Origin of the sequence: Streptomyces sp. NPDC014733, assembly GCF_043083385.1 — a bacterium.
Taxonomy (GTDB): domain Bacteria; phylum Actinomycetota; class Actinomycetes; order Streptomycetales; family Streptomycetaceae; genus Streptomyces.
Map to the genome: position 1 here is coordinate 291426 of NZ_JBIBYO010000007.1, position 22599 is coordinate 314024.

A 22599-nucleotide genomic window follows, 5' to 3' on the forward strand; every position below is an offset into this window, starting at 1 on the left:
CGGGCTCGCCGGCGGGGCAACCGCAGATACCCGGCGGATTCCCGACAGGCCCGGCGACTCTTCAACTCCCCGCACGCGCCGGGGCACCCGGCACCCCTCAGCCGTCGGCGCCCGGCCGTCGCTCCCCGGCCTCGGCTCCGGCCCCGGCCTCGGCTCCGGCTCCGGCCTCGGCTCCGGCTCGGGCCTCGGCTCCAGCTCCGGCCGCAGCCCCCCACCGCTCCCCCGCCATCATCCGGTGCAGCCCGGTCCAGGCGAAGTTCATCAGCGTGGCGGCCGTGCGCTCCGCCGCCGCCCGCGGGTCCGCCGGGGCGGCACCGTCCGGACCCGCGCCCTGCGGAGGGACGTTGGCCCATTCGGCCAGTGACTCCGCCGCGCCGACCAGGGCGTGGGCGAGGCCGGCCACCTCGCGCTCGGGCAGTTCGGCGGCGCACTCCGACTCGCGGGCCGCGGCGCCGATCAGGTCGGCCACGAAGTCGACCAGCCCGGCGCGCATCGCGGCCACCTCGTGCGCGAACGGCTCCCCCTGCGTGCGCGCCTGCTGGTGGAGCACCGCCCAGCTGTCGGGGTGCGCCGCGGTGTGCGCGAAGAAACCGGTCAGGCCGCTCCACAGCTGGCGGTCGGCCGGCGCGTGCGGCTCGACCGCCGCCGTCACCGCGGCGACCAGCGCCGCCGCCTCCCGCCGGATGACCGCGCTGAACAGCTCCTCCTTGGAGTGCAGATAGAGGTAGACGAGCGGTTTGGAGACGCCGGCCAGCTCCGCGATGCCGTCCATCGAGGCGGCGCGGTAGCCGTGCCGGGCGAAGGTGATCACCGCCGCGTCCAGCATCTGCTGCTCGCGGACCGCACGCGGCACCCGCTTCCCCTTCACCGCACCCACGCCGAACACCCTTCCGTCCCACCCCTCGACCGCACCGAAGTTTACGATCTTCGGCTCGCACACCCATTCCCTTGACGCCTTCTCCACTTAACGAGACGATACGTCTCGTCGCGAAGCGAGACGCCACGTCTCGCCTGGCGCCGCCGCACCCTGCCTGCGGACGGGCCCGCACACCCGTTTCCCGCATCCGACCCCGGAGGTCCCCCATGCAGCAGTACGTCGAAGCCGCCCCCGGCATCCGCCTGTGGACCGAGCAGCGCGGTCCGGCCGACGCGCCGCCGCTGCTGCTGGTCATGGGCGCGCAGGCGTCCGGCATCGGCTGGCCCGAGCCGTTCGTCGACGCGCTCGCCGAACACCACCGCGTGATCCGCTACGACCACCGCGACACCGGCCGCTCCACCTGGTCGTTCGACACCGATCCGTATCCGGTCTCCGTCCTCGCCGAGGACGTCGTCGCCGTCCTCGACGGACTGGGCATCGCCCGCGCCCACCTCGCCGGGCTCTCCCTCGGCGGGATGCTGAGTCAGCTCGTCCTCGCCGACCACCCCGACCGGGTCGCCTCCGCCACCCTGATGGGCACCAACGCGCTCAGCACCCGCCCGTACACCGCGCCGGACGGCACCGAAACGCCCGCCGAGGAGCTGCCGGCCATCGCACCGGAGATTCTGGAGTTCTGGGCGCGGCCGGTCGAGGACCTGGGCGAGGCGGCCGAACTGGACCGGCGCGTCGAGCACTGGCGGCTGCTCGCCGGCGGGCAGCTGCCCTTCGACCCGGAGTGGTACCGGGAGCTGGAGCGGCGGATCATCGCGCACACCGGGACGTACACCCCGCCGAGCGCGCACTCCCGCGCGAACCCCGACGGACTGCTGCGCACCGAGGAGCTGGCCGCCAACCGCGTCCCGGTGCAGGCGATCGTGGCCCCGGCCGAGCCGGTGTTCCCGCCGCCGCATCCGCAGCACCTCGCGCAGTGCCTCAACGCCGTGCGGGTCACGGAGATCCCCGGGATGGGCCACGCCCTGCCGCCGGCCGTCCAGGGCCCGCTCGCCGCGGCGATACTGGCGCACACCGGGGCGGTGGCCTGAGCCGCGCCCGTACGACGACGGCGCCCCCGGAACCGTGGGGTTCCGGGGGCGCCGGTTTCGCGCGCGGGCCGGGGGACGGACGGCCCGCGCGGGCGGATCAGCTCGCGGCTGCCGCGGCGGGCACCGGGGCGGGCTGCTCGGCGGCGACGTTCCCCGCGTCCGCCTCCAGCGTGCTGCCGTGGGCGGTCGCGTACGCCTCGCGGTCGAGGATCTTCTCCTTGGCGGCGACGATGATCGGGATCGCCGACTGGCCCGCGACGTTGGTGGCGGTGCGCATCATGTCGACGATCGGGTCGATCGCCATCAGCAGGCCCACGCCCTCCAGCGGCAGGCCCAGGGTGGACAGCGTCAGGGTCAGCATGACCGTGGCGCCGGTCAGACCGGCGGTGGCCGCCGAGCCGATGACGGAGACGAAGGCGATCAGGACGTAGTCGCCGATGCCCAGCGGCACATCGAAGATCTGGGCGATGAAGATCGCGGCGATGGCCGGGTAGATCGAGGCGCAGCCGTCCATCTTGGTCGTCGAGCCGAAGGGCACCGCGAACGACGCGTACTCCTTGGGCACGCCGAGGCGCTCGGTGACCTTCTGGGTGACCGGCATGGTGCCGACCGAGGAGCGGGAGACGAAGGCCAGCTGGATCGCGGGCCAGGCGCCCTTGAAGAACTGGACCGGGTTGACCTTGGCGACCGTCGACAGCAGCAGCGGGTAGACGCCGAAGAGCACGAGGGCGCAGCCGACGTAGATGTCGACGGTGAACGTCGCGTACTTGCCGATGAGGTTCCAGCCGTACGCCGCGATGGCGTTGCCGATGAGGCCGACGGTGCCGATCGGGGCGAGGCGGATGACCCACCACAGGGCCTTCTGCAGCAGCTCCAGCCCGGAGCGGCTGATCTTGAGGACCGGGTCGGCCTTCTCACCGAGCTGGAGGGCGGCGATACCGGCGACGGCGGCCATGAAGACGATCTGCATGACGTTCAGCTCGGTGAACGGCGTGATGACGTCGGTGGGGATGATGCCGGTCAGGAAGTCGATCCAGGAACCGGCGTGCTCGGGCGCCTGCCCGTCCTTCGGCGTGAGGCCGGTGCCGGCGCCGGGGTTGGTCAGCAGGCCGATCGCGAGGCCGATGGCGACGGCGATCAGCGAGGTGACCATGAACCACAGCAGGGTGCGGGTGGCGAGCCGGGCGGCGTTGTTGACCTGCCGCAGGTTGGTGATCGACACCAGGATCGCGAAGAAGACCAGCGGGGCGACGACGAGCTTCAGCAGCTGTACGAAGAGGTCGCCGACGTGCTCCAGCGTGGACTTCAGCCAGGCGACGTCACCGCTCTTGGCGACCCAGCCGAGCAGGACGCCGAGGACCAGACCGGCCAGGATCTGGACCCAGAACGGGATCTTCGGTATGCGGGATCTCGCGGGTGCGGCGGTCTCGGAAGACGGGGAAGGCGTGGACAACGGACACACTCCTGGGCAGGTCAGGCTTGGGTGAGGTGCAGAGGTGAAGGGGCGTCAGGCCGCCCGGAGGTCCGTACGCGGATCTCCGGCCGCTCAGAGGTCAGCGGCGGCAACAGGCCGCGGAGACACGGCGGCAAAGATCGACGTGCAGGCGCGCCACGAGCCGGATGCCCGGCGGGAACGTGTGCGCGGCTGCTGTCTTCATGTCGATTACGTTAACACTCAAGCTTTGAGGAACCCAAAGAAAATCTTTGGTCTCGTCGCCCACGGAACCGGTCACACAAGCCGAACGCCCCGCCACGGAAAGGAAATTCCGAGGCGGGGCGTCCGGGACGGCGCGGGCGGGTGTGAGGTGTCCGACACCCGCGGCGGACGGGCCGGCGGGCGGCCCGGCGGCTTCAGAGGAGACCGTCCTCCTGGCTGCGGTTGGCGGCCAGCCGCTCCCGCTGCCGGTCGACCTTGTCGACGATCTGCACGGACATCGCGTCCCGCTGCTTGCGCAGCAGCACCAGGCTGAGCGGCGCGGAGACCACGATGGCGACCAGCAGCAGCCAGATCACCTGCGAACCCTTGGTCGCGAGCGGGATGACCCCGAGCCAGGCGAGCCCCCAGGCCACCACGAAGCAGGCGAGGAAGAGGCCGAGGCGGAGCGCGGTGTAGCGGAGTGTGGCGTACTTGGGGCTGCTCACGGTGCGGAACCTTCTTCTCAACGGCAACCAAAGGGTCGCCAACCAGTCAAGCACAGCGCCAGGGACGATCTTCCGTGGCCCCGGCGGCCGTTGCCGCACCCCGGGCCGCACGCCGCTGACCACGGACAACGCCCCCCGGCCGGAGCCGGGGGGCGTTGTCGGTGAACGACGTCAGACGCGCATCGCCTGCGGCGACTCACGGCGGTCCGGGTCCGGGCCCGGGTACTCGCGGATCGCCTCGTAGCGGGTGTTGCGCTCGACGGGGCGGAAGCCGGCGTCGCGGATCAGGTCGAGGAGGTCCTCACGGGTCAGCTTGTTGGGCGTGCCGTAGTTGTCCGCGTCGTGCGTGATCTTGTACTCGACGACCGAGCCGTCCATGTCGTCCGCACCGTGCTGGAGCGCCAGCTGGGTGGTCTGGAGGCCGTGCATCACCCAGAAGCACTTGACGTGCGGGACGTTGTCGAAGAGCAGCCGGGAGACGGCGAAGGTCTTCAGCGCCTCGGCGCCGGTGGCCATCGTCGTCCGCGCCTGGAGCTTGTTGCGGACCTTGCCGTCCTGCATGTCGACGAAGTCGTGCTGGTAGCGGAGCGGGATGAAGACCTGGAAGCCGCCGGTCTCGTCCTGGAGCTCACGCAGCCGCAGCACGTGGTCGACGCGGTGGCGCGGCTCCTCGATGTGGCCGTAGAGCATCGTGCACGGGGTCTTGAGACCCTTCTCGTGCGCGAGGCGGTGGATGCGCGACCAGTCCTCCCAGTGGGTGCGGTGGTCGACGATGTGCTGCCGGACCTCCCAGTCGAAGATCTCCGCGCCGCCGCCGGTCAGCGACTCCAGGCCCGCCTCGATCAGCTCGTCGAGGATCTCGGAGGCGGAGAGCCCGGAGATGGTCTCGAAGTGGTGGATCTCGGTGGCGGTGAACGCCTTCAGCGAGACGTTCGGCAGCGCCTTCTTCAGCTCGCTGAGGGAGCGCGGGTAGTAGCGCCACGGCAGGTTCGGGTGCAGGCCGTTGACGATGTGCAGCTCGGTGAGATTGTCGTTCTCCATCGCCTTGGCGAGGCGGACGGCCTCCTCGATGCGCATGGTGTACGCGTCCTTCTCGCCCGGCTTGCGCTGGAACGAGCAGTAGGCGCACGACGCGGTGCACACGTTCGTCATGTTGAGGTGGCGGTTGACGTTGAAGTGGACGACGTCGCCGTTCTTACGGGTGCGCACCTCGTGGGCGAGACCGCCCAGCCACGCCAGATCGTCGGACTCGTAGAGGGCGATGCCGTCCTCGCGGGTCAGCCGCTCGCCGGCGTGGACCTTCGCCTCCAGCTCGCGCTTGAGCCCCGCATCCATCGACGCAGCCATCCGGTCGCCTCCCAGTCCCTGCCGTGTCCGTGTCTGTCCCGTTCCGGCCCTGCGAACGAGCCGGACCGAGCCTACTCCCCCGGCCCCGGCGAGGGCGGAGACCCCTGACGGCCCGCCGCCCTCCCGGTGTCTGCTACGCGGTCTCCTCGGGCAGCTCGCCGACGCGGTTCTCCCACTTGGTGGAGAGCACGATCGTGGTGCGCGTACGGGAGACGCCCTTGGTGCCGGAGAGCCGCCGGATCGTGGTCTCCAGGCCGTCGACGTCGCCGACGCGGACCTTGAGCATGTAGGAGTCGTCCCCGGCGATGAACCAGCAGTCCTCGATCTCCTCCAGGTCGCGCAGCCGCTGGGCCACGTCCTCGTGGTCGGCGGCGTCCGAGAGGGAGATACCGACCAGCGCGGTGACGCCGAGCCCGAGGGACTTGGCGTCGATCGTCGCGCGGTAGCCGGTGATCACTCCGGCCGCCTCCAGACGGTTGATGCGGTCCGTGACGCTGGGCCCGGAGAGGCCGACGAGCCGGCCCAGCTCCGCGTACGAGGCCCGCCCGTTTTCGCGAAGTGCCTGGATGAGCTGCCTATCCACCGCGTCCATGCCCTCAAGCCTTCCAATCTTTATGAATTTTCGAGTCCTGCATGTAGAATCTAAGGCATACAGGGCCCGATGCCCTGTGATTCTCTCAAATGATCAAGGACGATCTTCACAGGAGTTGTCACCGTGTACTCGATCGAGATGGCCTACGCCCGCATGCGCGAGCTGCAGGACCGGGCCAATCGTTCCCGTGCTCACCAGCCCGCCGCCCAGCGGGCCCGGCGCCGTACGCTGCGCGCCGCCAAGAAGCGCTGATCCGCGCCCCGCGGGCGCCGCGCCACCGGCCGGACCGACCCCCGCGGACCCCTCACCGACGGACACCGGGGCCCTCCTCGCGGGAGGCCCGCCCCAGTTCCCCCTCCCAGCGCCGGTACAGGCCGTGCGGCACACCCGCCGCATCGAGCACCCGGCCGGCGACGAAGTCCACCAGATCCTGGATGTGCGTCGCCCCCGCGTAGAACGCCGGAGAGGCGGGCAGCACCACGGCGCCCGCCTCGTCCAGCGCCACCAGCTGCTTCAGCGTCGGTCCGCTCAGCGGGGTCTCCCGCACCGCGACCACCAGCGGCCGCCGCTCCTTGAGCGTCACGCTCGCCGTCCGCTGCAGCAGATCCTTCGAGAGTCCGAGCGCCACCCCGGCGACGCACGCCGTGCTCGCCGGGACGATCAGCATCCCCTTCGCCGGATACGAACCCGACGACGGGCCCGCCGCCAGATCCCCGGCCGGCCAGCACCGCACATCCGCCAGGTCCGCCTCGGTCACCGGGAACGTCTCCGGCCCGCCGTCGGCACCGCGCGCCAGCCACTGCCGCAGGTCCGCCTTCCAGTGCGCGTCGCGGAAGGCGATGCCGGTCTCGTCCAGCAGCGTCAGCCGGGACGCCCGGCTCACCACCAGATCCACCGCCTCCCCCGCGGCGAGCAATGCGCGTAGCACCGAGGCGGCGAACGGCGTGCCGGAGGCGCCGGAGACCCCGACGACCCACGGGCGGCGCGGGCCGGGAGCCGGCTCCGGGGCGCCGGATGAACTGGTGTCGCTGGGCGTGAACTCCACGACATCGACCCTATCCGGCGGAACCACCGGCCCCGTCACGGCCGTTCTCCCCGGAGAACCCCCGCCGCCCGGGCGGGCCACCGCACCGAGGAGGCCGGACGATGAGCCGAGCGAAGCCCGCGCTCTTCCTGATGCTGGGCTGGACCGCCCTCCTGTGGATCCTGGAGATCGCCGACACCGTCAGCGGCCACGCCCTCGACACCTTCGGGATCCGGCCACGGGAGCTGTCCGAGCTGGCCGACATCGTGCCCGCCGCCTTCCTCCACTTCGGCTTCGACCACCTCGCCGCCAACACCCTGCCGCTCTTCGTCCTCGGCTTCCTCGCCGCGCTCCGCCTCGGTGTCCGCCGCTTCCTCCAGGTCGTCGCGCTGATCACCGTCGTCAGCGGACTCGGCGTCTGGCTGACCGCCTTTCCGCACAGCAACACCGCGGGCGCCTCCGGCGTCATCTTCGGCATCCTCGGCTTCCTCCTCGTCCGCGGCTTCACCGACCGCTCCCTGCCCGACGTCCTCATCGGTCTCGGCGTCCTGGTCGTCTACGGCTCGCTGCTGTGGGGCGTGCTGCCCGGCGCCGGGGACGTCAGCTGGCAGGGCCACCTCTTCGGACTGGCCGGCGGGGTGCTCGCCGCGTTCCTGCTGCGCGCCCTGCCGCAGCGCACCGCCCGTCCCGCTGTCGGACCCGTCCCGTAATCTCTCGGTAGAGGCAGAGCGCCGGGCGGGGACGACCGCCCGGCCGCAGTTCGACGGGGTGAGCAGATGTCCGACCAGCAGCCCGGCTACGGCTACGGCCCGCAGGGCCCGCCGCAGCAGCCCTACGGCGCCCAGGGATGGCAGCAGCCGTCCGCCCCGCCCGGCGGCTACGGCTATCCGTCCGCCGGGCCGTACCCGAGCCCGGGATACGCGCCGCAGCCACCGTCCGCGCCGTCCCACTCCACCGCGATGTGGGCGCATCTGAGCGCGCTGCTGACGGTCACCGCCGGATCGGCGATCTGCTGCGGGATCGGCGCGTTCCTCGGCTGGATCGGCCCGATGTCGATGCGCAACGACTCCCGCAACAAGCACGACCCGTACCTGCGCCACCACACCACCGAGGCGCTGAACTTCGGGCTCACCCAGGCGATCATGGCGGTCATCGGCGCCGTGCTCTACTTCAGCACGATGATCGTCTACGGCATGGTGGCCACCCCGGAGCAGCTGGATTCCTCCGGGCTCGCCATCCCGATGCTGACGGTGGTCGTGATGATGGGCGGCTACGGCCTCAGCAGCGTCATCTGCTCGATCATCGCCACGACGAAGGCCAACCGCGGCGAGTGGTGGTCCTACCCCCGCCTGGTCGCCTGGCCGATGCTCAAGCCGTGAGCCCCGCCCGGCCGCCCCTGCGGTGACGGACGGGCCGGCCGCCCGCGGACACACGTACGGCCCGGAGCCAACTGCTCCGGGCCGTACGCCGTTCCCGTCCCGTCACACCGTCAGGCCGCGGACCACCAGGTCGGCCAGGGCGCAGACGAAGAGCGCGATGCCGATGAAGCCGTTGACGCTGAAGAACGCGCGGTTCAGCCGCGACAGGTCGTGCGGCCGGACGATCGTGTGCTCGTAGAGGAACGCCCCGGCGACGATCACCAGGCCGGCCCAGAAGAACACCCCGGCGCCGGTGGACAGGGCGAACCAGACCAGCAGCGCGGTGGTGACGGCGTGACAGACGCGGGCGCCGTGCAGCGCCGCCGGGATGCCGAAGCGGGCCGGGACGGACTTCACGCCGTGCGCCCGGTCGGCCTGCACGTCCTGGCAGGCGAAGATCAGGTCGAAGCCGCCGATCCACACCCCGACCGCCAGGCCCAGGATCACCGCGTCCCACGACCAGCTCCCGGTGATCGCCAGCCACGCCCCGACCGGCCCCATGGCCTGCGCCAGCCCGAGGATCGCGTGCGGGAAGTTGGTGAACCGCTTGCCGTACGGATAGACCACCATCGGCACCACCGCGACCGGCGCCAGCGCCAGGCACAGCGGGTTGAGCAGCGCCGCCGCGCCCAGGAAGACGACGACGGCGATCAGCGCGCCGGTCCACGCCGAGCGGACCGACACCGCGCCGGTCACCAGCTCACGGCCGGCGGTGCGCGGGTTCCGGGCGTCGATCTCACGGTCGATGATGCGGTTGGCGGCCATCGCGAACGTCCGCAGCCCGACCATCGCCACCGTCACCAGCAGCAGCCGGCCCCAGTGGATGCTCCGGTCCCCCTCGTACATCGCGGTCAGCGCCGCGATGTAGGCGAAGGGCAGCGCGAAGACCGAGTGCTCGATCATCACCAGGCGCAGGAACGCTTTGGTCCGGCCGGGCCGCGGGGGCGCGGCGGGCAGCGGCGTGCCGCCGTCGCCGGGGAGGGCTTCGCTGCTCACAGGCCGTACTCCTTCCACCGGCGGTCGACCAGCGCCGCCGTCCGGGCGTCCGACTCGACCATGTCCGGCCAGCCGCCGTCGCGGGTGTAGCCCTCCTCGGGCCACTTCTTCGTCGCGTCGATACCCGCCTTACCGCCCCAGAACTGCTGGTAGGAGGCGTGGTCGAGGTGGTCGACCGGGCCCTCGACGACGGTCAGGTCGCGGGCGTAGTCGGTGTTGCCGAGGGCGCGCCAGGAGACCTCGTGGAGGTTGTGGACGTCGCAGTCGGCGTCGACGACGACGATCAGCTTGGTCAGCGACATCATGTGGGCGCCCCAGATGGCGTGCATGACCTTCTGCGCGTGCTTGGGGTACTTCTTGTCGATCGAGACGATCGCGCAGTTGTGGAAGCCGCCGGACTCGGGCAGGTGGTAGTCGACGATGTCCGGGACGATGATCTTCAGCAGCGGCAGGAAGAAGCGTTCCGTCGCCCGGCCCAGCGGCCCGTCCTCCGTCGGCGGGCGGCCCACCACGATCGACTGGAGCAGCGGCCGCTTCCGCATCGTCACGCAGTCGATCGTCAGCGCCGGGAACGGCTCCTGCGGCGTGTAGAAGCCGGTGTGGTCGCCGAACGGGCCCTCCGGCAGCATCTCGCCGGGCTCCAGCCAGCCCTCGATGACGACCTCCGCCTGCGCCGGGACCTGGAGCGGGACGGTCTTGCAGTCGACCATCTCGACCCGCTTGCCCTGGAGGAACCCGGCGAAGAGGTACTCGTCGATGTCGCCGGGGAGCGGCGCGGTCGACGCGTACGTCACGGCCGGGGGACAGCCGAAGGCGATGGCGACCGGCAGCTTCTCACCGCGGCGGGCGGCGACCTGGTAGTGGTTCCGGCTGTCCTTGTGGATCTGCCAGTGCATCCCGATGGTGCGCTTGTCGTGACGCTGGAGGCGGTAGAGACCGAGGTTACGGATGCCGGTCTCGGGGTCCTTGGTGTGCGTCAGGCCCAGGTTGAAGAAGGAACCGCCGTCCTTCGGCCAGGTGAAGAGCGCCGGGAGCGCGTCCAGGTCGACGTCGTCGCCGCGGAGCACGACCTCCTGCACGGGCGCGTCGTCGCCCTTGACCTTCTTCGGCGGGACGTGCGTCATCCCGGCGAGCTTGCCGAACGCCTCGCGCATCCCGACGAAGCCCTGCGGCAGCTCGGGCCGCAGCAGTCCGCCGATCTTGTCGCTGATGTCGCCGTACGACGTCAGTCCGAGGGCCTTCAGCAGGCGGCGGTCGGTGCCGTAGACGTTCATGGCCAGCGGCATCGCCGCGCCCTTGACGTTCTCGAAGAGGAGCGCGGGGCCGCCCGCCTTCTGGACCCGGTCAACGATCTCGCCGACCTCCAGATGGGGGTCGACCTCGGCCTTGATGCGCTTGAGGTCGCCCTCCCGGTCGAGCGCGCGCAGAAACGAGCGAAGATCGTCATAAGCCATACGTCCCAGTATCGGGTACGCACTACCCTGGACGGGTCACCGGGCCCCGGAGCGGGCCCGCCGCCGCGTCCAGGGGGCCGCCTCCACCATGCTCAGGTATCTGCCGTTCCTTCTGATCCTGGCGCTGTGGATCTACGCCTTCATCGACTGCGTGAACACCCCCGAATCGCAGATCCGCGGCCTGCCCAAGGTCATCTGGGTGCTCATCATCCTGCTCTTCGGCGAGGTGCTGGTCGGGCCGGTCGCCTGGCTCGTCGCGGGCAAGGTCCGCGAGACCGCCGGCGGCGCGCCGCGCGGCCGGGCCACCTGGGTGGCGCCCGACGACAACCCCGAGTTCCTCAACTCCCTCAAGAGCGAGAAGGCGGACGCGGAGGACGAGGCGCGGCTCAAGGACTGGGAGGCCGATCTGCGCCGCCGCGAGGAGGAGCTGCGCCGCCGCGACGACGACGGCACTCCGAACGGCCCCGGCCAGACCCCGCCGCCGCCGAAGGACTGACACTCTGGCGGCATGGACGACCCTTCGGACTCCGGCCGCCGGGAATGGGCGCGCGACCGTGACGCGCTGATGCGCGACGGCACGGACGACCGCCCCGCCCGCGAGCTGCCGGGCGACCCGCGCCACCTCCAGGAGCAGGCCCGGGCGATGCTGGCGACCGCGCTGGCCGAGGCGCGCGCCGGGCGGGACGAGGGCGGCGTGCCGATCGGTGCGGCGCTCTACGGCCCGGACGGCACGCTCTGGGGGCGCGGCCGCAACCGCCGCGTCCAGGACGGCGATCCGTCCGCCCACGCCGAGACCGCCGCCTTCCGCGCGGCCGGCCGCCGCCCCGGCTACCACGGCACCACGATGGTCACCACCCTCTCGCCGTGCTGGTACTGCAGCGGTCTGGTGCGGCAGTTCGGCATCTCCCGGCTCGTCGTCGGCGAGGCCCGCACCTTCCACGGCGGCCACGACTGGCTGGCCCGCCACGGCGTCCGCATCGTGGTGCTGGACGATCCGGAGTGCGCCCGGCTGATGCGGGAGTTCACCCAGGAGCGGCCGGAGCTGTGGCGGGAGGACATCGGGGGCGCCGGGGCGGAGTGAGGGGCCGGACGGACGTCGTCAGCGCAGGGCGAGGAGGCCCGCGGCCGTCGGCCGGAAGCCGCAGGCGTCGAGGTAGAAGGGGCGCAGTTGCTCCTCGAAGTCGACGTGGAGCCAGTCGCAGTGCGCGGCGCGGGCGCCCCTGGCGGCGGCGGCCACCAGCGCGGTGCCGACCCCGGCCGCGCGCACCTCCCGGGCGACCATCGTGTCGAGGAGGAAGGCGTGGACGCCGCCGTCCCAGGCGACGTTGACGAACCCGACCAGTCGGCCGTCCCGGTACGCGCAGACCCAGCCGAGGCTGTGGCGGTGGAGCCGGGCGTGCCAGTCGGTGGCCGTCGGTCCGTGGCCGAACGCCTCCGCGTGCAGGGCCTCGACGGCCGCGTTGCCGAAGTCGCCGCGCCATTCGTAGGTGAACGTCATGGGGCGCAGCGTAGGCGGGACGGTGCGGCAGGACCGGGCCGCACCGAAACCCGCTGGACCCCGCCCGCCCCACCGGGCCACCCTGGCCCCATGGAACTCTCCGCCGCGCGGTCCGCCGCCGAGGAGCCGGCGCGTCGCGTCCGGGCCCGGCACACCGCACACACCGTCACCGTCTATCAGGCGTACGACCCGTCGCTCGGCGGACCGGCCGCGCGGGACGGGCGGTTCCCGGCGGCCTGGAAGCGGGACCGCATGACGTGGATCAAGCCGTCGTTCCTGTGGATGATGTACCGCTGCGGCTGGGCCACCAAGCCCGGTCAGGAGACGGTCCTCGCCGTCGAGATCGACCGCGCGGGCTTCGACGACGCGCTCCGCACCGCCTGCCTCTCCCACCACGACCCGCGCGTCCACCCCGACCGCGACGCCTGGCGGCAGCAGTTGGCGGCGTCGCCGGTGCGGCTCCAGTGGGACCCGGAGCGGGACCTCGCGCTCCGCCCGCTGCCGTACCGCTCGCTCCAGCTGGGCCTGTCCGGCGAGGCGGCCCGGCGCTACGCCGACGCGTGGACGGTCGCCATCACCGACGTCACGCCGCTGGCCCGCGAGGTCCACGCGCTGGTGCGCGCGGGCGACACCGCCGCGGCCACCGCGCTGCTGCCGGAGGAGCGGCCCTACCCGGCGCCGCCGGAGACGCCCGCGCTGTCCCCGGCGTGAGGGCGGACCGGGCGCCGCATCAGGCCCCGAAGTCCGGGAGCGTCACCGTCCCGTCCGCCGCCAGCGGGAAGCCCGGGTTGTGCGCGATCTCCCAGATGTGGCCGTCCGGGTCGGTGAAGACGCCGGCGTAGAAGCCGATCGGGTTGACGGCCGCGGGCTTGGTGATCGTGGCGCCGGCCTGCTCCGCCGCCGTCAGCAGCGCATCGACCTCGGCGTCGGAGCGGACGTTGTGGGCCAGGGCGATGCCACCGGAGCCACCGGGTGTCCCGGGGGCCAGCCCGGCGTCCGCGGCCAGTTTCTCCCGGCCCCACAGGACCAGCCCGAGCCCGCCGGCCTGGAAGAACACGGTCTCCTCGACCTCCTGGCCGCGCCAGCCCAGGGCCTCGTAGAACTGCTTGGCGCGGGCGAGGTCGGTGACGCCCAGCGTGATCAGGGTGATGCGTTGCTCCATGCGCCCACCGTAGGACGGCGCCCGGCCCGCCGCGCGGGTTCCCGGAAACGCCCGGAGGCGGCCCCGTGACGGGACCGCCTCCGATGTGTGCGTACGGGTGTGTCAGACCCCGGCGTACGAGTGCAGGCCGGTGACGAAGATGTTCACGCCGTAGTAGTTGAAGAGGTAGCAGGCGAAGGCGATCAGGCCCAGCCAGGCGGCCTTGCGGCCCTTCCAGCCGGCGGTGGCGCGGGCGTGCAGGTAGGTGGCGTACGCGACCCAGGTGATGAAGGACCAGACCTCCTTGGGGTCCCAGCCCCAGTAGCGGCCCCAGGCGGCCTCTGCCCAGATGGCGCCCGCGATGATGGTGAACGTCCACAGCGGGAAGACCGTGGCGTTGACCCGGTAGGCGAACTTGTCGAGCGAGGCGGCGGCGGGCAGCCGGGACATCACGTCGTTGCCGCCGATCCGGACCCGCAGCCAGAACGTCGACTCCTGCTTGTCCTTGCCGGAGCGGCACAGGGTGTCCAGCCGCTCGTGCAGCGCGGCGACCCGGCCGTCGGCGACCCGGTCCTCGTAGCGGTCGCGGAAGAGGAAGAGCAGCGTGGCGACGGCGCCCATGTAGAGGACCGCGCCGGAGATGATGGCGCAGCTGACGTGGATCCACAGCCAGTACGAGTGGAGCGCCGGGACGAGCTGGTCGCTGGCGGTGTAGAGGACCGAGACCGCGAGGCCGAGGTCGAGCAGGACGGTGGTGACCAGCGGCAGGCCGAGCCAGCGGACCTTCTTCTTGAGGACCAGCAGGATCAGGTACACGGAGACCGCGACGGCGGCGAACGTCGTCGAGAACTCGTACATGTTGCCCCAGGGGGCGCGCTGCACGGACAGGGCGCGGGTGATCACACCGCCGACGTGCAGCGCCCAGGCCAGCACCGTCAGGGAGATGGCGATCCGGCCGTAGAGGTCGCCCTTCTCGGTGCCGCCGGCCGCGCCGGGGCCGTCGGGGACGTCCCGGCTGCCGGGCGCGGAGCGGGTGACGACCGCGGGCCGCTCCAGCACCGTGGTGCCGCCCTTGGCCGACGCGCGGACGGTGACTGTGGCGGGCTGCGCCGCCTCGGCGGTCAGCGCGGCGGCCGTGCGGCCCACCTTGCTGCGGCTGCCGAACACCCACTCGGCCATGTGCGCGAGGAAGGCCAGGGTGTAGACGGCCATCGCACCGTAGACCAGCAGATTGCTGTTGTGCGCCAGTGTCTCGTTGGCTGCGGCCGCGATGTTCACGCGCGCGCTCCTTCGGAGGGATCAGCGGGGTCGGCGGAGTCGGTGGGCTGCGCCGGGTCTTCGGGGCCTGCGGGGGCCGCCTCGTCGGGGGTCGCCGCCTCGCCGGGGGCCTCGGCCTCGCCGGGGGCCGGGGCGTCCGGGCCGGGGGCGTCGCCCGGCTCCGCGTCCGGGGCGACCGGCGCGTCCGGGGTCAGGGCGGCGGCCAGATCGGCCAGCTCCTCCGGGAGCCGGGCCGACTCGCTGCGGCCCAGACCGGCGATCTCGACGACGGTGGTGCCGTCCGGGCCCGGCTCGGCGCGGACCCACACCCGGCGGCGCTGGACGAAGAGCGAGGCCGCCAGGCCCAGCAGCGCCGCCACCGCGCCGGTCAGCGCGAGACCGTTGCCCGGCTGGTGGGTGATCTTGAAGCTGGCCCAGGTCTTGACGCCGGTGAAGGTGATGGAGCCGTCGCCGTTCGGCAGCTTCATCGTCTCGCCCGGCAGCATCATCTGCGCGAGCTTGCGGTCCTTGACCTTGTACTGCTTGAGGTGCTTCTGGTCGAGCTGGTAGACGCTCTGCGAGAGCCCGGAGTCCAGACCGAGGTCACCGTGGTACGCGGTGAGCGTGAGGACCGGGTAGTCCAGCGCCGGGAACGTCGAGAACATCGAGCCGGAGCCCTTGCCGCCGAAGGTCGGCACGAAGAAGCCCTGGAAGCCGAGCTGATTGCGCTTGCCGTCCTTGGTCTGCGCGGCGGGCACCTTCACCACACCGGTGGAGGTGAAGTTCTTCGGGTCCTGCGTCAGGAACGGCACCGCACCGTCGTAGACGACCTTGCCGCGGCCGTCCTTGACCTTGACCTGCGGGGCGTAGCCGTGGCTGAGGAGGTAGACCCGCGAGCCGGCGATGTCGAGCGGTTCGTTGACCTCGATCTTGGTGCGGTGTTCCGTGCCGTCCGCACCGGTGTAGTACGTGACGTTGGCGCGGAAGGTCCGCGGCGTGCCGCGCTCCGGGCCGGTGCGCTCGTACGTCGCGTCGAAGCTGTTGAGGGTGAAGCCGAAGGGCTCCATCGCGTCCGGGTCGTAGAACGGGCCGGACTTGAAGTCGTCGTACTGCGTGAGGTTGTTGGCGAAGCCGTCGCCCTCGGTGATGAGCTTGCCGCCCTCGGACTTCCACAGGCTGCCGACGGCGAACGCCACCAGCATCACGATCAGCGCGACATGGAAGACGAGGTTGCCCAGCTCCCGCAGGTACCCCTTCTCGGACGCCACCGCCGTACCTGCCCGGTGGACCCGGAACCGCCGCTTCTTCAGCAGCCGCTGCGCCGCGTCGAGCACCGCCTCCGGCTCCGCCTCCGTACGCCACGTCGCATAGGCGGGCAGCCGGGTCAGCCGGCGCGGCGCGCCCGGCGGGCGGCCGCGGAGCTGGCCGACGAACTGCCAGGTGCGCGGCACGATGCAGCCGATGAGGGAGATGAAGAGCAGCAGGTAGATCGCGGAGAACCACACCGAGCTGTAGACGTGGAACATCCCGAGCTTGTCGTAGATGCCGCCGAGCGAGGGGTGGTCGGCCTTGAAGGTGTCGACCTTGACGGGGTCGATGGAGGTCTGCGGGATCAGCGAACCGGGGATGGCGCCGATCGACAGCAGGAAGAGCAGCAGCAGCGCCACCCGCATCGAGGTGAGCTGGCGCCAGAACCACCGCACCCAGCCGATCGGGCCGAGCGAGGGGAAGCTGATCTCCTCCTTGGGGGCGGTGGAGAGCTGCGATCCGGCCGCGCCGAGATCGGAGCCCGCGTCGCCGTCGCGCGGGGCGCCGGACTCCGCGTCGCGAGAGGTGTCGGTCGTGGTGGACATCGGTTCAGATCCCAACGGTGGAGCTTTGCGTCCAGCTCTGCAGCCCGGACATCATTCCGTCCCAGACGCCGGTGACCAGGAGGATGCCGAGGACGACCATCATGCCGCCGCCGATCCGCATCACCCACACGTAGTGCCGCTTGACCCAGCCGAACGCGCCGAGCATCCGGCGGAACGCCAGCGCCACGGCGATGAACGGCAGGCCCAGGCCCAGGCAGTAGACGACGGTGAGCAGCGCGCCGCGCGGGGCGCTCGCCTGGCTGAAGGCGAGGGTGTTGACGGCGGTGAGGGTGGGGCCCAGGCACGGCGTCCAGCCGACGCCGAAGAGCGCGCCGAGCAGCGGCGCGCCGGCCAGCCCCATCGCGGGCTTCTTGTGGAAGCGCAGCTCGCGCTGGCCGAACCGCTTGAGGACACCGGCGAAGGCCAGCCCGAGCAGGATCATCAGGACGCCGAGGACCCGGGAGATGATCTCCTTGTTCTCCTGGAGGCGCTGCCCGAAGTAGCCGAAGAGCGCGCCGCCGGAGACGAAGACGGCGGTGAAGCCGAGGACGAAGAGGAGCGCCCCGGCGAACATCCGGCCGCGCTTGGCCTCCGCGAGGTCGGTGCCGGTGACGCCGGTGACGTACGACATGTAGCCCGGGACGAGCGGCAGTACGCAGGGGGAGAAGAAGGAGACCAGCCCGCCGAGGAGGGCGAGCGGTACCGCCGCCAGCAGGGCGCCGGACATGACGGTGTCGTTGTAAGCGGCGGCGAGGGTGATCACGGGGTCACTTCTCGGCGATCAGCGGCTTGAGCATCGCGCGCAGATCGTCCTCGGCGAGCGGGCCGAGGGAGCGCGCGGCGATCTTCCCGTGCCGGTCGATGGCGATGGTCGACGGGATGGACTGCGGGTTGAGGCTGCCCTTGGGGAAGCGGAGCATCAGCTTGCCGGTCGGGTCGAAGAGACTCGGGTACGGCATCTTGTGCTGGTCCTCGAAGCTGGTCGCCTGCGTCTTGTTGTCGCGGGTGTTGATCCCGACGAACTGGACGCCCTGCTTCTCGGTGTCCTTGGCGACCTTCGCGAAGTTCGGCGCCTCCGCGATGCACGGGCCGCACCACGAGCCCCAGACGTTGAGGACGACGATCTTGCCCTTGTAGGCGGAGAGGTCGAGCTGCTTGCCGGTGGTGGTCTCGCCCGAGATGTCCGGCACCTTCTGCCGGTCGGCCGCGTCGACCCGGGCGATGCCGTTCTTGCCCTGGACGAACCGGGTCTGCGAGGAGCCGCCCGAGGTCCCCTCACCGCAGGCGCTCAGCGTCAGCGACGCGAGCGCCGTCCCCGCGGCGAGCAGGGCGAGGCGACGGCGGCCGGTGAGGCGGCGTGGGGCGCGGCATCCACTCATGTGAAAAGTTTCGCATGGGCGGATTCCGGATCTTTGGCGCCCCCCTCACCGGACCGATCCGGCCACGAAAGGCCATGTCACGACCGTGCGCGGCCCGCCGGGACGGGCCGCGCGGCGACCGCGTCAGGCCGCGCCGAGGTACGTCTTCCACCCGCCGGCCGGCTGCTGGCCGACCTGGAGCGCCTGGAGCTTGGCGAGGATCGCGGGGTCCTGTGCGTCGAGCCAGTCGGTGAACTGCCGGAAGGAGACCATCCGCACATCCTTGTTCTGCTCGTTGGCGATGTGCTTGAGCGCCTCCTCGACGGCGTCCATGTAGAGGCCGCCGTTCCACTCCTCGAAGTGGTTGCCGATGAAGAACGGCGCCCGGTTGGTCTCGTACGCCCGCTGGAAGCCGGAGATGTACGAGTCGGTGGCCTGGCGGCGCCAGCCCGGGTAGTTGGCGGACGGGGCGCGGGTGGAGTTCTTCGACTGGTTGGCGAGGATGTTGTAGTCCATCGACAGCACCTCGAAGGTGTGGCCGGGGAACGGGATCTGCTGGAGCGGGTAGTCCCAGATGTTCCCCTTCTTACGGGGCCACATCTGGAGGCCGCCGGGCGAGCTGGCGTCGTAGCGCCAGCCGAGCTTCTCGGCGGTGGGCAGCAGGTTCTCCTGCCCCAGGAGGCAGGGGGTGCGGCCGCCGACCAGCTCCTTGCGGTAGTCGAAGGGGAGCGGCTCCATGTCGGTGAAGCCGGTGTTCGTCCGCCACTTCGTCACGAAGTCGACGGCCTGGTCGATCTCGGAGCGCCACTGGTCGGGCGTCCAGTTCTTGACCGTGCCGGACCCGGAGCAGAAGTGGCCGTTGAAGTGGGTGCCGATCTCGTGCCCGTCGAGCCACGCCTGGCGGACGTTCCTGAGGGTCACCTTGATGTGCTCGTCGGTGAGGTAGCCGATGTCGGAGGCGCCGGGTGCGTTGTTGGGCGGGAGGTAGAGGTGCTTCTTGCTCTCCGGCAGGAGGTAGAGCCCGGAGAGGAAGAAGGTCATGGCGGCACCGTGGTCCCGGGCAAGTTGCAGGAAGCGCGGGAAGAGCCCGTTGCCGACCTCGCCGGCGCCGTCCCAGGAGAAGATCACGAACTGTGGTGGTGTCTGGCCCGGTTCCAATCGTTCCGGTGCCTTGGGCTGGTGGGGCTGGCGTCCGTAGTCGGCGGTCGAGCCGTCGCCGATGAGCTTCGGCCGCGCCTGGATCGCGTTCTTCGCCCGTTGTTTGTCGGAGGCGGTGTCCGTGCCGGTCGAGCAGCCGGCGACGCCCAGCGCCGCGGCCGCCCCGATACCCATTCCCAGCAGGTTCCGCCGACTGATTGCGCGCATAGCGTCGTCCCCATCCGTGCTCGCCGATTTCAATATCCATATAAATGGACAATCGGTTAGATGGCCCGACGAACAAGGGGGTTCCGTGCTATTCGGTTATTTCTCATGACTTTTGACACGTCCGGCGAGTCATCCTTGACAAGCCGTCAGCCCGCCCGGGGCGCCTGCCCCGCGAACGGCGACGGGGCGGCCCCGGCGGGGCCGCCCCGAGCACCCGCGCTCCGGTCACGCGCCGAACGCCTTGGCCTTCCCCTTGACCGGCTTGGCGCCCGCCAACAGATGAGACGGGACGAGATCCCGTGCCGGTTCGCTGTAACCGACGGAAATAATCTTGTCGCCCTGGAACGTGAAGGACGTCAGGGACGCCAGCGTGCACTGCCGCTTGCGCGGGTCGTGCCACAGCCGCCGCCGCTCCGCGAAGCTGCGCACGATCCAGATCGGCAGCTGATGACTGACCGCCACCGCCTCGTGCCCGCGCGCCGCGTCCCGCGCCGCGCCGAGCGCCGCCATCATCCGGACGACCTGCTCGATGTACGGCTCGCCCCAGGACGGGCGGAACGGATTCGTCAGGTACTTCCAGTTGCCCGGCTTCTTCAGCGCGCCGTCGCCGACCCCGAACGTCTTCCCCTCGAAGACATTGGCCGCCTCGATCAGCCGCTCGTCGGTCGCCGTCTCCAGCCCCAGCGCCGCCGCGATCGGCGCCGCCGTCTCCTGCGCACGCTCCAGCGGCGAGGCGACGACATGCGTGATGTCGCGGTCCGCCAGGTGCTCGGCGACCCGGTCGGCCATCTTCCGGCCCAGATCCGAGAGGTGGTACCCGGGGCGCCGCCCGTAGAGCACCCCCTCCGGGTTGTGCACCTCGCCGTGCCGCATCAGATGCACGACGGTGAAGTCTTCGCTGCTCATGTCACCCATTCATTCAGTCGTCGGTCCGTGGATGCGCCGCTCCGCCGGGGGGCGTGCGGCCGGCCGGTACGCGCCGGCCGGCCGCACCTCGCGCTCCGGCTCAGGCGGTCGCCTCGGCGGCGGCACGGGCCGCGGCCGGCAGCGCGGCGGCGATCCGCTCCACCGCGGCGGCGTCGTGCGCGGTCGAGACGAACCACGACTCGAACGCGGACGGCGGGAGGTAGACGCCCTGGGAGAGCATCGAGTGGAAGAACGCGGTGAAGCGGAACGACTCCTGCGCCTTCGCCTCGTCGTAGTTCGTCACCTCGGTGTCCGTGAAGAACACCGAGAACATGTTGCCCGCCACCGAGACGCGGTGGGCCACGCCCTCCTTGGTCAGCGCCGCGCCGACCAGCGCCCGCACCTCGGCGGAGACCGCGTCGACCTTCTCGTACGCCGCGTCGTCCAGCAGCCGCAGCTGCGCGACGCCCGCCGCGGTCGCGATCGGGTTACCGGACAGCGTCCCCGCCTGGTAGACGGGGCCGACCGGCGCCAGGTGCGCCATCACGTCGGCGCGCCCGCCGAACGCCGCGGCCGGGAACCCGCCGCCCATCACCTTGCCGAACGTCATCAGGTCCGGGGTGACCCCGTCGATGCCGTACCAACCGGCCTTCGAGACACGGAAGCCGGTCATCACCTCGTCGGAGATGTAGAGCGCGCCGTTGTCCGCGCAGAGGTCCTTCAGACCCTGGTTGAAGCCGGGCAGCGGCGGGATGACGCCCATGTTGCCCGCGGACGCCTCGGTGATCACACAGGCGATCTCGCCCGGGTGCGCCGCGAACGCCGCCCGGACCGCCTCGATGTCGTTGTACGGCAGCACGAGCGTGTCGCCCGCCTGCGCGCCCGTCACGCCCGGGGTGTCCGGCAGACCGAAGGTCGCCACGCCCGAACCGGCCGCGGCCAGCAGCGCGTCCACGTGGCCGTGGTAGCAGCCGGCGAACTTCACGACCTTGGCCCGGCCGGTGTAGCCGCGCGCCAGCCGGATCGCGGACATCGTCGCCTCGGTGCCGGACGACACCAGCCGCACCTGCTCGACCGGCGCGATCCGGGCGACGATCTCCTCCGCCAGCTCCACCTCACCGGCGCCGGGCGTACCGAAGGACGTACCGCGCGCGACCGCCTCCTGGACCGCCGCGATCACCTCGGGATGGGAATGTCCGAGGATCATCGGTCCCCAGGAGCACACGAGGTCGACGTACTCGCGACCGTCGGCGTCCGTCAGATACGGACCGGTACCGGACACCATGAACCGGGGCGTACCACCCACGGCCCGGAAGGCCCGCACCGGCGAATTCACGCCACCGGGCGTCACCTGGGACGCACGGTCGAACAGCGACTGCGAAACAGGGGCTTCATAAGGAAAAGTCACAGCGATCCTGACCTGCATATACGGGGGGAAGGACGGCGCCACACGGACACGGCCCGGCTGACAACGGTGCGGGAGACCCTGGCGCACGACCGGTACGGCCCTCGCCGTCCCTTATCTGCCCCTTCGGAATCCTCCCGTTCTCGGCCGGGCGTCAGCCCCCGCGCGTCTGCGAAACTGGGGCATCGTACGAATGGGTCACGCCATCCATGGTCTCAGAGGCGCGCGGGGGCGTGCGGCGGGGCGGTTTCGCGCGCCCGTGACGGGGGAGATTCTGAGACGATGATCGGGTTGCGCGGCTGAGGCCGCGAGTGGTCGGGTGGGAGATATGCATCGCGGTGGCGAACTGGGCGAGGGGACCGATGACCGGGGCCCCGAGCGCGCCCGGCGCGGCCGCCACCGACGCGACGGGATCAAGGGTGGGGACAGCAGAGGCGGCCGCATGGGGGTGACGTACAAGTACTTCGGCGCGCCCAACGGCGCCACCGCTGCCCGCGTGCCGATCTCGATGCGTCCCGAGGAGCTCGGCGGCGACGAGCTGGGCATGGGCGGCATGTTCACCAAGATCAAGCCGGAGACCATGGCCGCCATGGTCCTCACCGGCATCGAGGGCGTCCCGCTCCACAAGGTCCCGCCGCTCGAACTCGTCGTCCTCCACCCCGACTACGCGGTCGTCAAGCTGCCGATGACGGTCGTCGACCCGCTGCGCGGCATCGGCGAGGAGACCGTCGGCGCCGCCGCGTTCATATGGTCCACCGTCCCCGACCGCGGTGGCCCGCGCGACGCCTACACCGTCTACCAGCTGCTCCACGAGTGGCAGGACTTCAGCCACCGCCTCCACGAGGCGGGCCACCAGGCGTACTGCCTGGTGTGGCCGTGATCCC

Annotated in this window: 25 protein-coding genes; 8 read left to right on the forward strand and 17 right to left on the reverse strand. The window is 71.3% G+C overall.

Translation table 11 applies throughout. From position 1 onward, the window contains the following. Positions 1-97: 97 nt before the first annotated feature. Entirely contained in the window at positions 98-826 is a 729-nt protein-coding gene (locus ACF1BH_RS19010; protein ID WP_391643665.1) for a TetR/AcrR family transcriptional regulator, read from the reverse strand. A 257-nt stretch (positions 827-1083) separates the two neighbouring features. Here ACF1BH_RS19010 and ACF1BH_RS19015 point away from each other — a divergent pair, with 257 nt between their 5' ends. Beyond that, positions 1084-1959 (forward strand): alpha/beta fold hydrolase, encoded by an 876-nt coding sequence (locus ACF1BH_RS19015; RefSeq protein WP_391643598.1) that lies wholly within the window; start codon positions 1084-1086, stop codon positions 1957-1959. Between the two features lie 97 nt (positions 1960-2056). Here the strand turns inward: ACF1BH_RS19015 and ACF1BH_RS19020 are convergent, their stop codons facing one another. From ACF1BH_RS19020 to ACF1BH_RS19035, 4 genes are all read right to left on the reverse strand, one after another. Then, positions 2057-3412: a dicarboxylate/amino acid:cation symporter gene (locus ACF1BH_RS19020; protein WP_391643599.1), complete on the reverse strand. Its 1356-nt coding sequence runs from the start codon at positions 3410-3412 to the stop codon at positions 2057-2059. Positions 3413-3810: 398 nt separating this feature from the next. Next, entirely contained in the window at positions 3811-4101 is a 291-nt protein-coding gene (locus tag ACF1BH_RS19025; RefSeq protein ID WP_391643600.1) for a DUF4229 domain-containing protein, read from the reverse strand. 171 nt (positions 4102-4272) lie between these two features. Next, the gene (gene mqnE, locus ACF1BH_RS19030; RefSeq protein WP_030287665.1) at positions 4273-5436 is read right to left on the reverse strand and encodes an aminofutalosine synthase MqnE; all 1164 of its coding nucleotides are present in this window, start codon (positions 5434-5436) and stop codon (positions 4273-4275) included. A gap of 145 nt (positions 5437-5581) precedes the next feature. Further along, entirely contained in the window at positions 5582-6040 is a 459-nt protein-coding gene (locus ACF1BH_RS19035; protein WP_391643601.1) for an Lrp/AsnC family transcriptional regulator, read from the reverse strand. A 123-nt stretch (positions 6041-6163) separates the two neighbouring features. Here ACF1BH_RS19035 and ACF1BH_RS19040 point away from each other — a divergent pair, with 123 nt between their 5' ends. Beyond that, positions 6164-6292, forward strand: coding sequence for a hypothetical protein (locus tag ACF1BH_RS19040; protein ID WP_391643669.1), 129 nt, complete (start codon positions 6164-6166; stop codon positions 6290-6292). 52 nt (positions 6293-6344) lie between these two features. Here ACF1BH_RS19040 and ACF1BH_RS19045 read toward each other — a convergent pair whose 3' ends face one another. Further along, complete coding sequence (locus tag ACF1BH_RS19045) at positions 6345-7085, reverse strand: UbiX family flavin prenyltransferase (RefSeq protein ID WP_391643602.1); 741 nt, start codon at positions 7083-7085, stop codon at positions 6345-6347. A 101-nt stretch (positions 7086-7186) separates the two neighbouring features. On the opposite strand from ACF1BH_RS19045, the gene ACF1BH_RS19050 reads away from it, so the two are divergent. Together ACF1BH_RS19050 and ACF1BH_RS19055 are read left to right on the forward strand one after the other, a co-directional pair. Next, positions 7187-7774 carry a rhomboid family intramembrane serine protease gene (locus tag ACF1BH_RS19050; protein ID WP_391643603.1) on the forward strand — a complete coding sequence of 196 codons (588 nt, stop codon included), beginning with the start codon at positions 7187-7189 and terminating at the stop codon, positions 7772-7774. A 66-nt stretch (positions 7775-7840) separates the two neighbouring features. After that, positions 7841-8443 carry a DUF4870 domain-containing protein gene (locus tag ACF1BH_RS19055; protein ID WP_391643604.1) on the forward strand — a complete coding sequence of 201 codons (603 nt, stop codon included), beginning with the start codon at positions 7841-7843 and terminating at the stop codon, positions 8441-8443. 102 nt (positions 8444-8545) lie between these two features. On the opposite strand, the gene mqnP is transcribed toward ACF1BH_RS19055, so the two are convergent. After that, positions 8546-9439 (reverse strand): menaquinone biosynthesis prenyltransferase MqnP, encoded by an 894-nt coding sequence (mqnP, locus tag ACF1BH_RS19060; RefSeq protein ID WP_391643666.1) that lies wholly within the window; start codon positions 9437-9439, stop codon positions 8546-8548. A gap of 35 nt (positions 9440-9474) precedes the next feature. Beyond that, the gene (locus ACF1BH_RS19065) at positions 9475-10932 is read right to left on the reverse strand and encodes a menaquinone biosynthesis decarboxylase (RefSeq protein WP_391643605.1); all 1458 of its coding nucleotides are present in this window, start codon (positions 10930-10932) and stop codon (positions 9475-9477) included. Between the two features lie 88 nt (positions 10933-11020). On the opposite strand from ACF1BH_RS19065, the gene ACF1BH_RS19070 reads away from it, so the two are divergent. Together ACF1BH_RS19070 and ACF1BH_RS19075 are read left to right on the forward strand one after the other, a co-directional pair. Beyond that, positions 11021-11428 carry a PLD nuclease N-terminal domain-containing protein gene (locus ACF1BH_RS19070; RefSeq protein WP_391643606.1) on the forward strand — a complete coding sequence of 136 codons (408 nt, stop codon included), beginning with the start codon at positions 11021-11023 and terminating at the stop codon, positions 11426-11428. 147 nt (positions 11429-11575) lie between these two features. Further along, positions 11576-12013: a nucleoside deaminase gene (locus ACF1BH_RS19075; RefSeq protein ID WP_391643667.1), complete on the forward strand. Its 438-nt coding sequence runs from the start codon at positions 11576-11578 to the stop codon at positions 12011-12013. A gap of 18 nt (positions 12014-12031) precedes the next feature. Here the strand turns inward: ACF1BH_RS19075 and ACF1BH_RS19080 are convergent, their stop codons facing one another. Then, entirely contained in the window at positions 12032-12430 is a 399-nt protein-coding gene (locus ACF1BH_RS19080) for a GNAT family N-acetyltransferase (RefSeq protein ID WP_391643607.1), read from the reverse strand. A gap of 90 nt (positions 12431-12520) precedes the next feature. Between ACF1BH_RS19080 and ACF1BH_RS19085 the strand changes: the two genes are divergently transcribed. Next, a complete protein-coding gene (locus ACF1BH_RS19085) occupies positions 12521-13141 on the forward strand; it encodes a DUF4291 domain-containing protein (RefSeq protein ID WP_391643608.1) in 621 nt (206 codons plus the stop codon). 19 nt (positions 13142-13160) lie between these two features. Here ACF1BH_RS19085 and ACF1BH_RS19090 read toward each other — a convergent pair whose 3' ends face one another. From ACF1BH_RS19090 to hemL, 8 genes are all read right to left on the reverse strand, one after another. After that, a complete protein-coding gene (locus tag ACF1BH_RS19090; RefSeq protein WP_391643609.1) occupies positions 13161-13592 on the reverse strand; it encodes a VOC family protein in 432 nt (143 codons plus the stop codon). A 102-nt stretch (positions 13593-13694) separates the two neighbouring features. Continuing rightward, positions 13695-14849, reverse strand: a complete 1155-nt coding sequence (ccsB, locus tag ACF1BH_RS19095) for a c-type cytochrome biogenesis protein CcsB (RefSeq protein WP_391643610.1) — start codon at positions 14847-14849, stop codon at positions 13695-13697. Then, a complete protein-coding gene (locus ACF1BH_RS19100; RefSeq protein WP_391643611.1) occupies positions 14846-16681 on the reverse strand; it encodes a cytochrome c biogenesis protein ResB in 1836 nt (611 codons plus the stop codon). The genes ccsB and ACF1BH_RS19100 overlap by 4 nt, the downstream gene beginning before the upstream one ends. Positions 16682-16685: 4 nt before the next feature. After that, the gene (locus ACF1BH_RS19105; protein ID WP_391643612.1) at positions 16686-17444 is read right to left on the reverse strand and encodes a cytochrome c biogenesis CcdA family protein; all 759 of its coding nucleotides are present in this window, start codon (positions 17442-17444) and stop codon (positions 16686-16688) included. A 4-nt stretch (positions 17445-17448) separates the two neighbouring features. Then, complete coding sequence (locus tag ACF1BH_RS19110) at positions 17449-18060, reverse strand: TlpA family protein disulfide reductase (RefSeq protein WP_391643613.1); 612 nt, start codon at positions 18058-18060, stop codon at positions 17449-17451. A gap of 123 nt (positions 18061-18183) precedes the next feature. After that, positions 18184-19404, reverse strand: a complete 1221-nt coding sequence (locus ACF1BH_RS19115) for a hypothetical protein (protein ID WP_391643614.1) — start codon at positions 19402-19404, stop codon at positions 18184-18186. Positions 19405-19629: 225 nt separating this feature from the next. Continuing rightward, a complete protein-coding gene (locus tag ACF1BH_RS19120; protein WP_391643615.1) occupies positions 19630-20310 on the reverse strand; it encodes a histidine phosphatase family protein in 681 nt (226 codons plus the stop codon). Between the two features lie 100 nt (positions 20311-20410). Then, positions 20411-21718, reverse strand: a complete 1308-nt coding sequence (gene hemL, locus ACF1BH_RS19125) for a glutamate-1-semialdehyde 2,1-aminomutase (RefSeq protein ID WP_391643616.1) — start codon at positions 21716-21718, stop codon at positions 20411-20413. Positions 21719-22043: 325 nt separating this feature from the next. Between hemL and ACF1BH_RS19130 the strand changes: the two genes are divergently transcribed. Next, a complete protein-coding gene (locus ACF1BH_RS19130; protein WP_391643617.1) occupies positions 22044-22595 on the forward strand; it encodes a hypothetical protein in 552 nt (183 codons plus the stop codon). The last annotated feature ends 4 nt before the right edge of the window (positions 22596-22599 follow it).

Coding starts and splice junctions, on each gene's coding strand:
- ACF1BH_RS19050 (WP_391643603.1), top strand. CDS start 7,187: ATGAGCCGAGCGAAGCCCGCGCTCTTCCTGATGCTGGGCTGGACCGCC.
- ACF1BH_RS19015 (WP_391643598.1), top strand. CDS start 1,084: ATGCAGCAGTACGTCGAAGCCGCCCCCGGCATCCGCCTGTGGACCGAG.
- ACF1BH_RS19090 (WP_391643609.1), bottom strand. CDS start 13,592: ATGGAGCAACGCATCACCCTGATCACGCTGGGCGTCACCGACCTCGCC.
- ACF1BH_RS19100 (WP_391643611.1), bottom strand. CDS start 16,681: ATGTCCACCACGACCGACACCTCTCGCGACGCGGAGTCCGGCGCCCCG.
- mqnE (WP_030287665.1), bottom strand. CDS start 5,436: ATGGATGCGGGGCTCAAGCGCGAGCTGGAGGCGAAGGTCCACGCCGGC.
- ACF1BH_RS19075 (WP_391643667.1), top strand. CDS start 11,576: ATGCTGGCGACCGCGCTGGCCGAGGCGCGCGCCGGGCGGGACGAGGGC.
- ACF1BH_RS19065 (WP_391643605.1), bottom strand. CDS start 10,932: ATGGCTTATGACGATCTTCGCTCGTTTCTGCGCGCGCTCGACCGGGAG.
- ACF1BH_RS19085 (WP_391643608.1), top strand. CDS start 12,521: ATGGAACTCTCCGCCGCGCGGTCCGCCGCCGAGGAGCCGGCGCGTCGC.
- ACF1BH_RS19130 (WP_391643617.1), top strand. CDS start 22,044: ATGCATCGCGGTGGCGAACTGGGCGAGGGGACCGATGACCGGGGCCCC.
- ACF1BH_RS19010 (WP_391643665.1), bottom strand. CDS start 826: ATGCTGGACGCGGCGGTGATCACCTTCGCCCGGCACGGCTACCGCGCC.
- ACF1BH_RS19035 (WP_391643601.1), bottom strand. CDS start 6,040: ATGGACGCGGTGGATAGGCAGCTCATCCAGGCACTTCGCGAAAACGGG.
- ACF1BH_RS19120 (WP_391643615.1), bottom strand. CDS start 20,310: ATGAGCAGCGAAGACTTCACCGTCGTGCATCTGATGCGGCACGGCGAG.
- ACF1BH_RS19115 (WP_391643614.1), bottom strand. CDS start 19,404: ATGCGCGCAATCAGTCGGCGGAACCTGCTGGGAATGGGTATCGGGGCG.
- ACF1BH_RS19110 (WP_391643613.1), bottom strand. CDS start 18,060: ATGAGTGGATGCCGCGCCCCACGCCGCCTCACCGGCCGCCGTCGCCTC.
- ACF1BH_RS19070 (WP_391643606.1), top strand. CDS start 11,021: ATGCTCAGGTATCTGCCGTTCCTTCTGATCCTGGCGCTGTGGATCTAC.
- ACF1BH_RS19055 (WP_391643604.1), top strand. CDS start 7,841: ATGTCCGACCAGCAGCCCGGCTACGGCTACGGCCCGCAGGGCCCGCCG.
- ACF1BH_RS19080 (WP_391643607.1), bottom strand. CDS start 12,430: ATGACGTTCACCTACGAATGGCGCGGCGACTTCGGCAACGCGGCCGTC.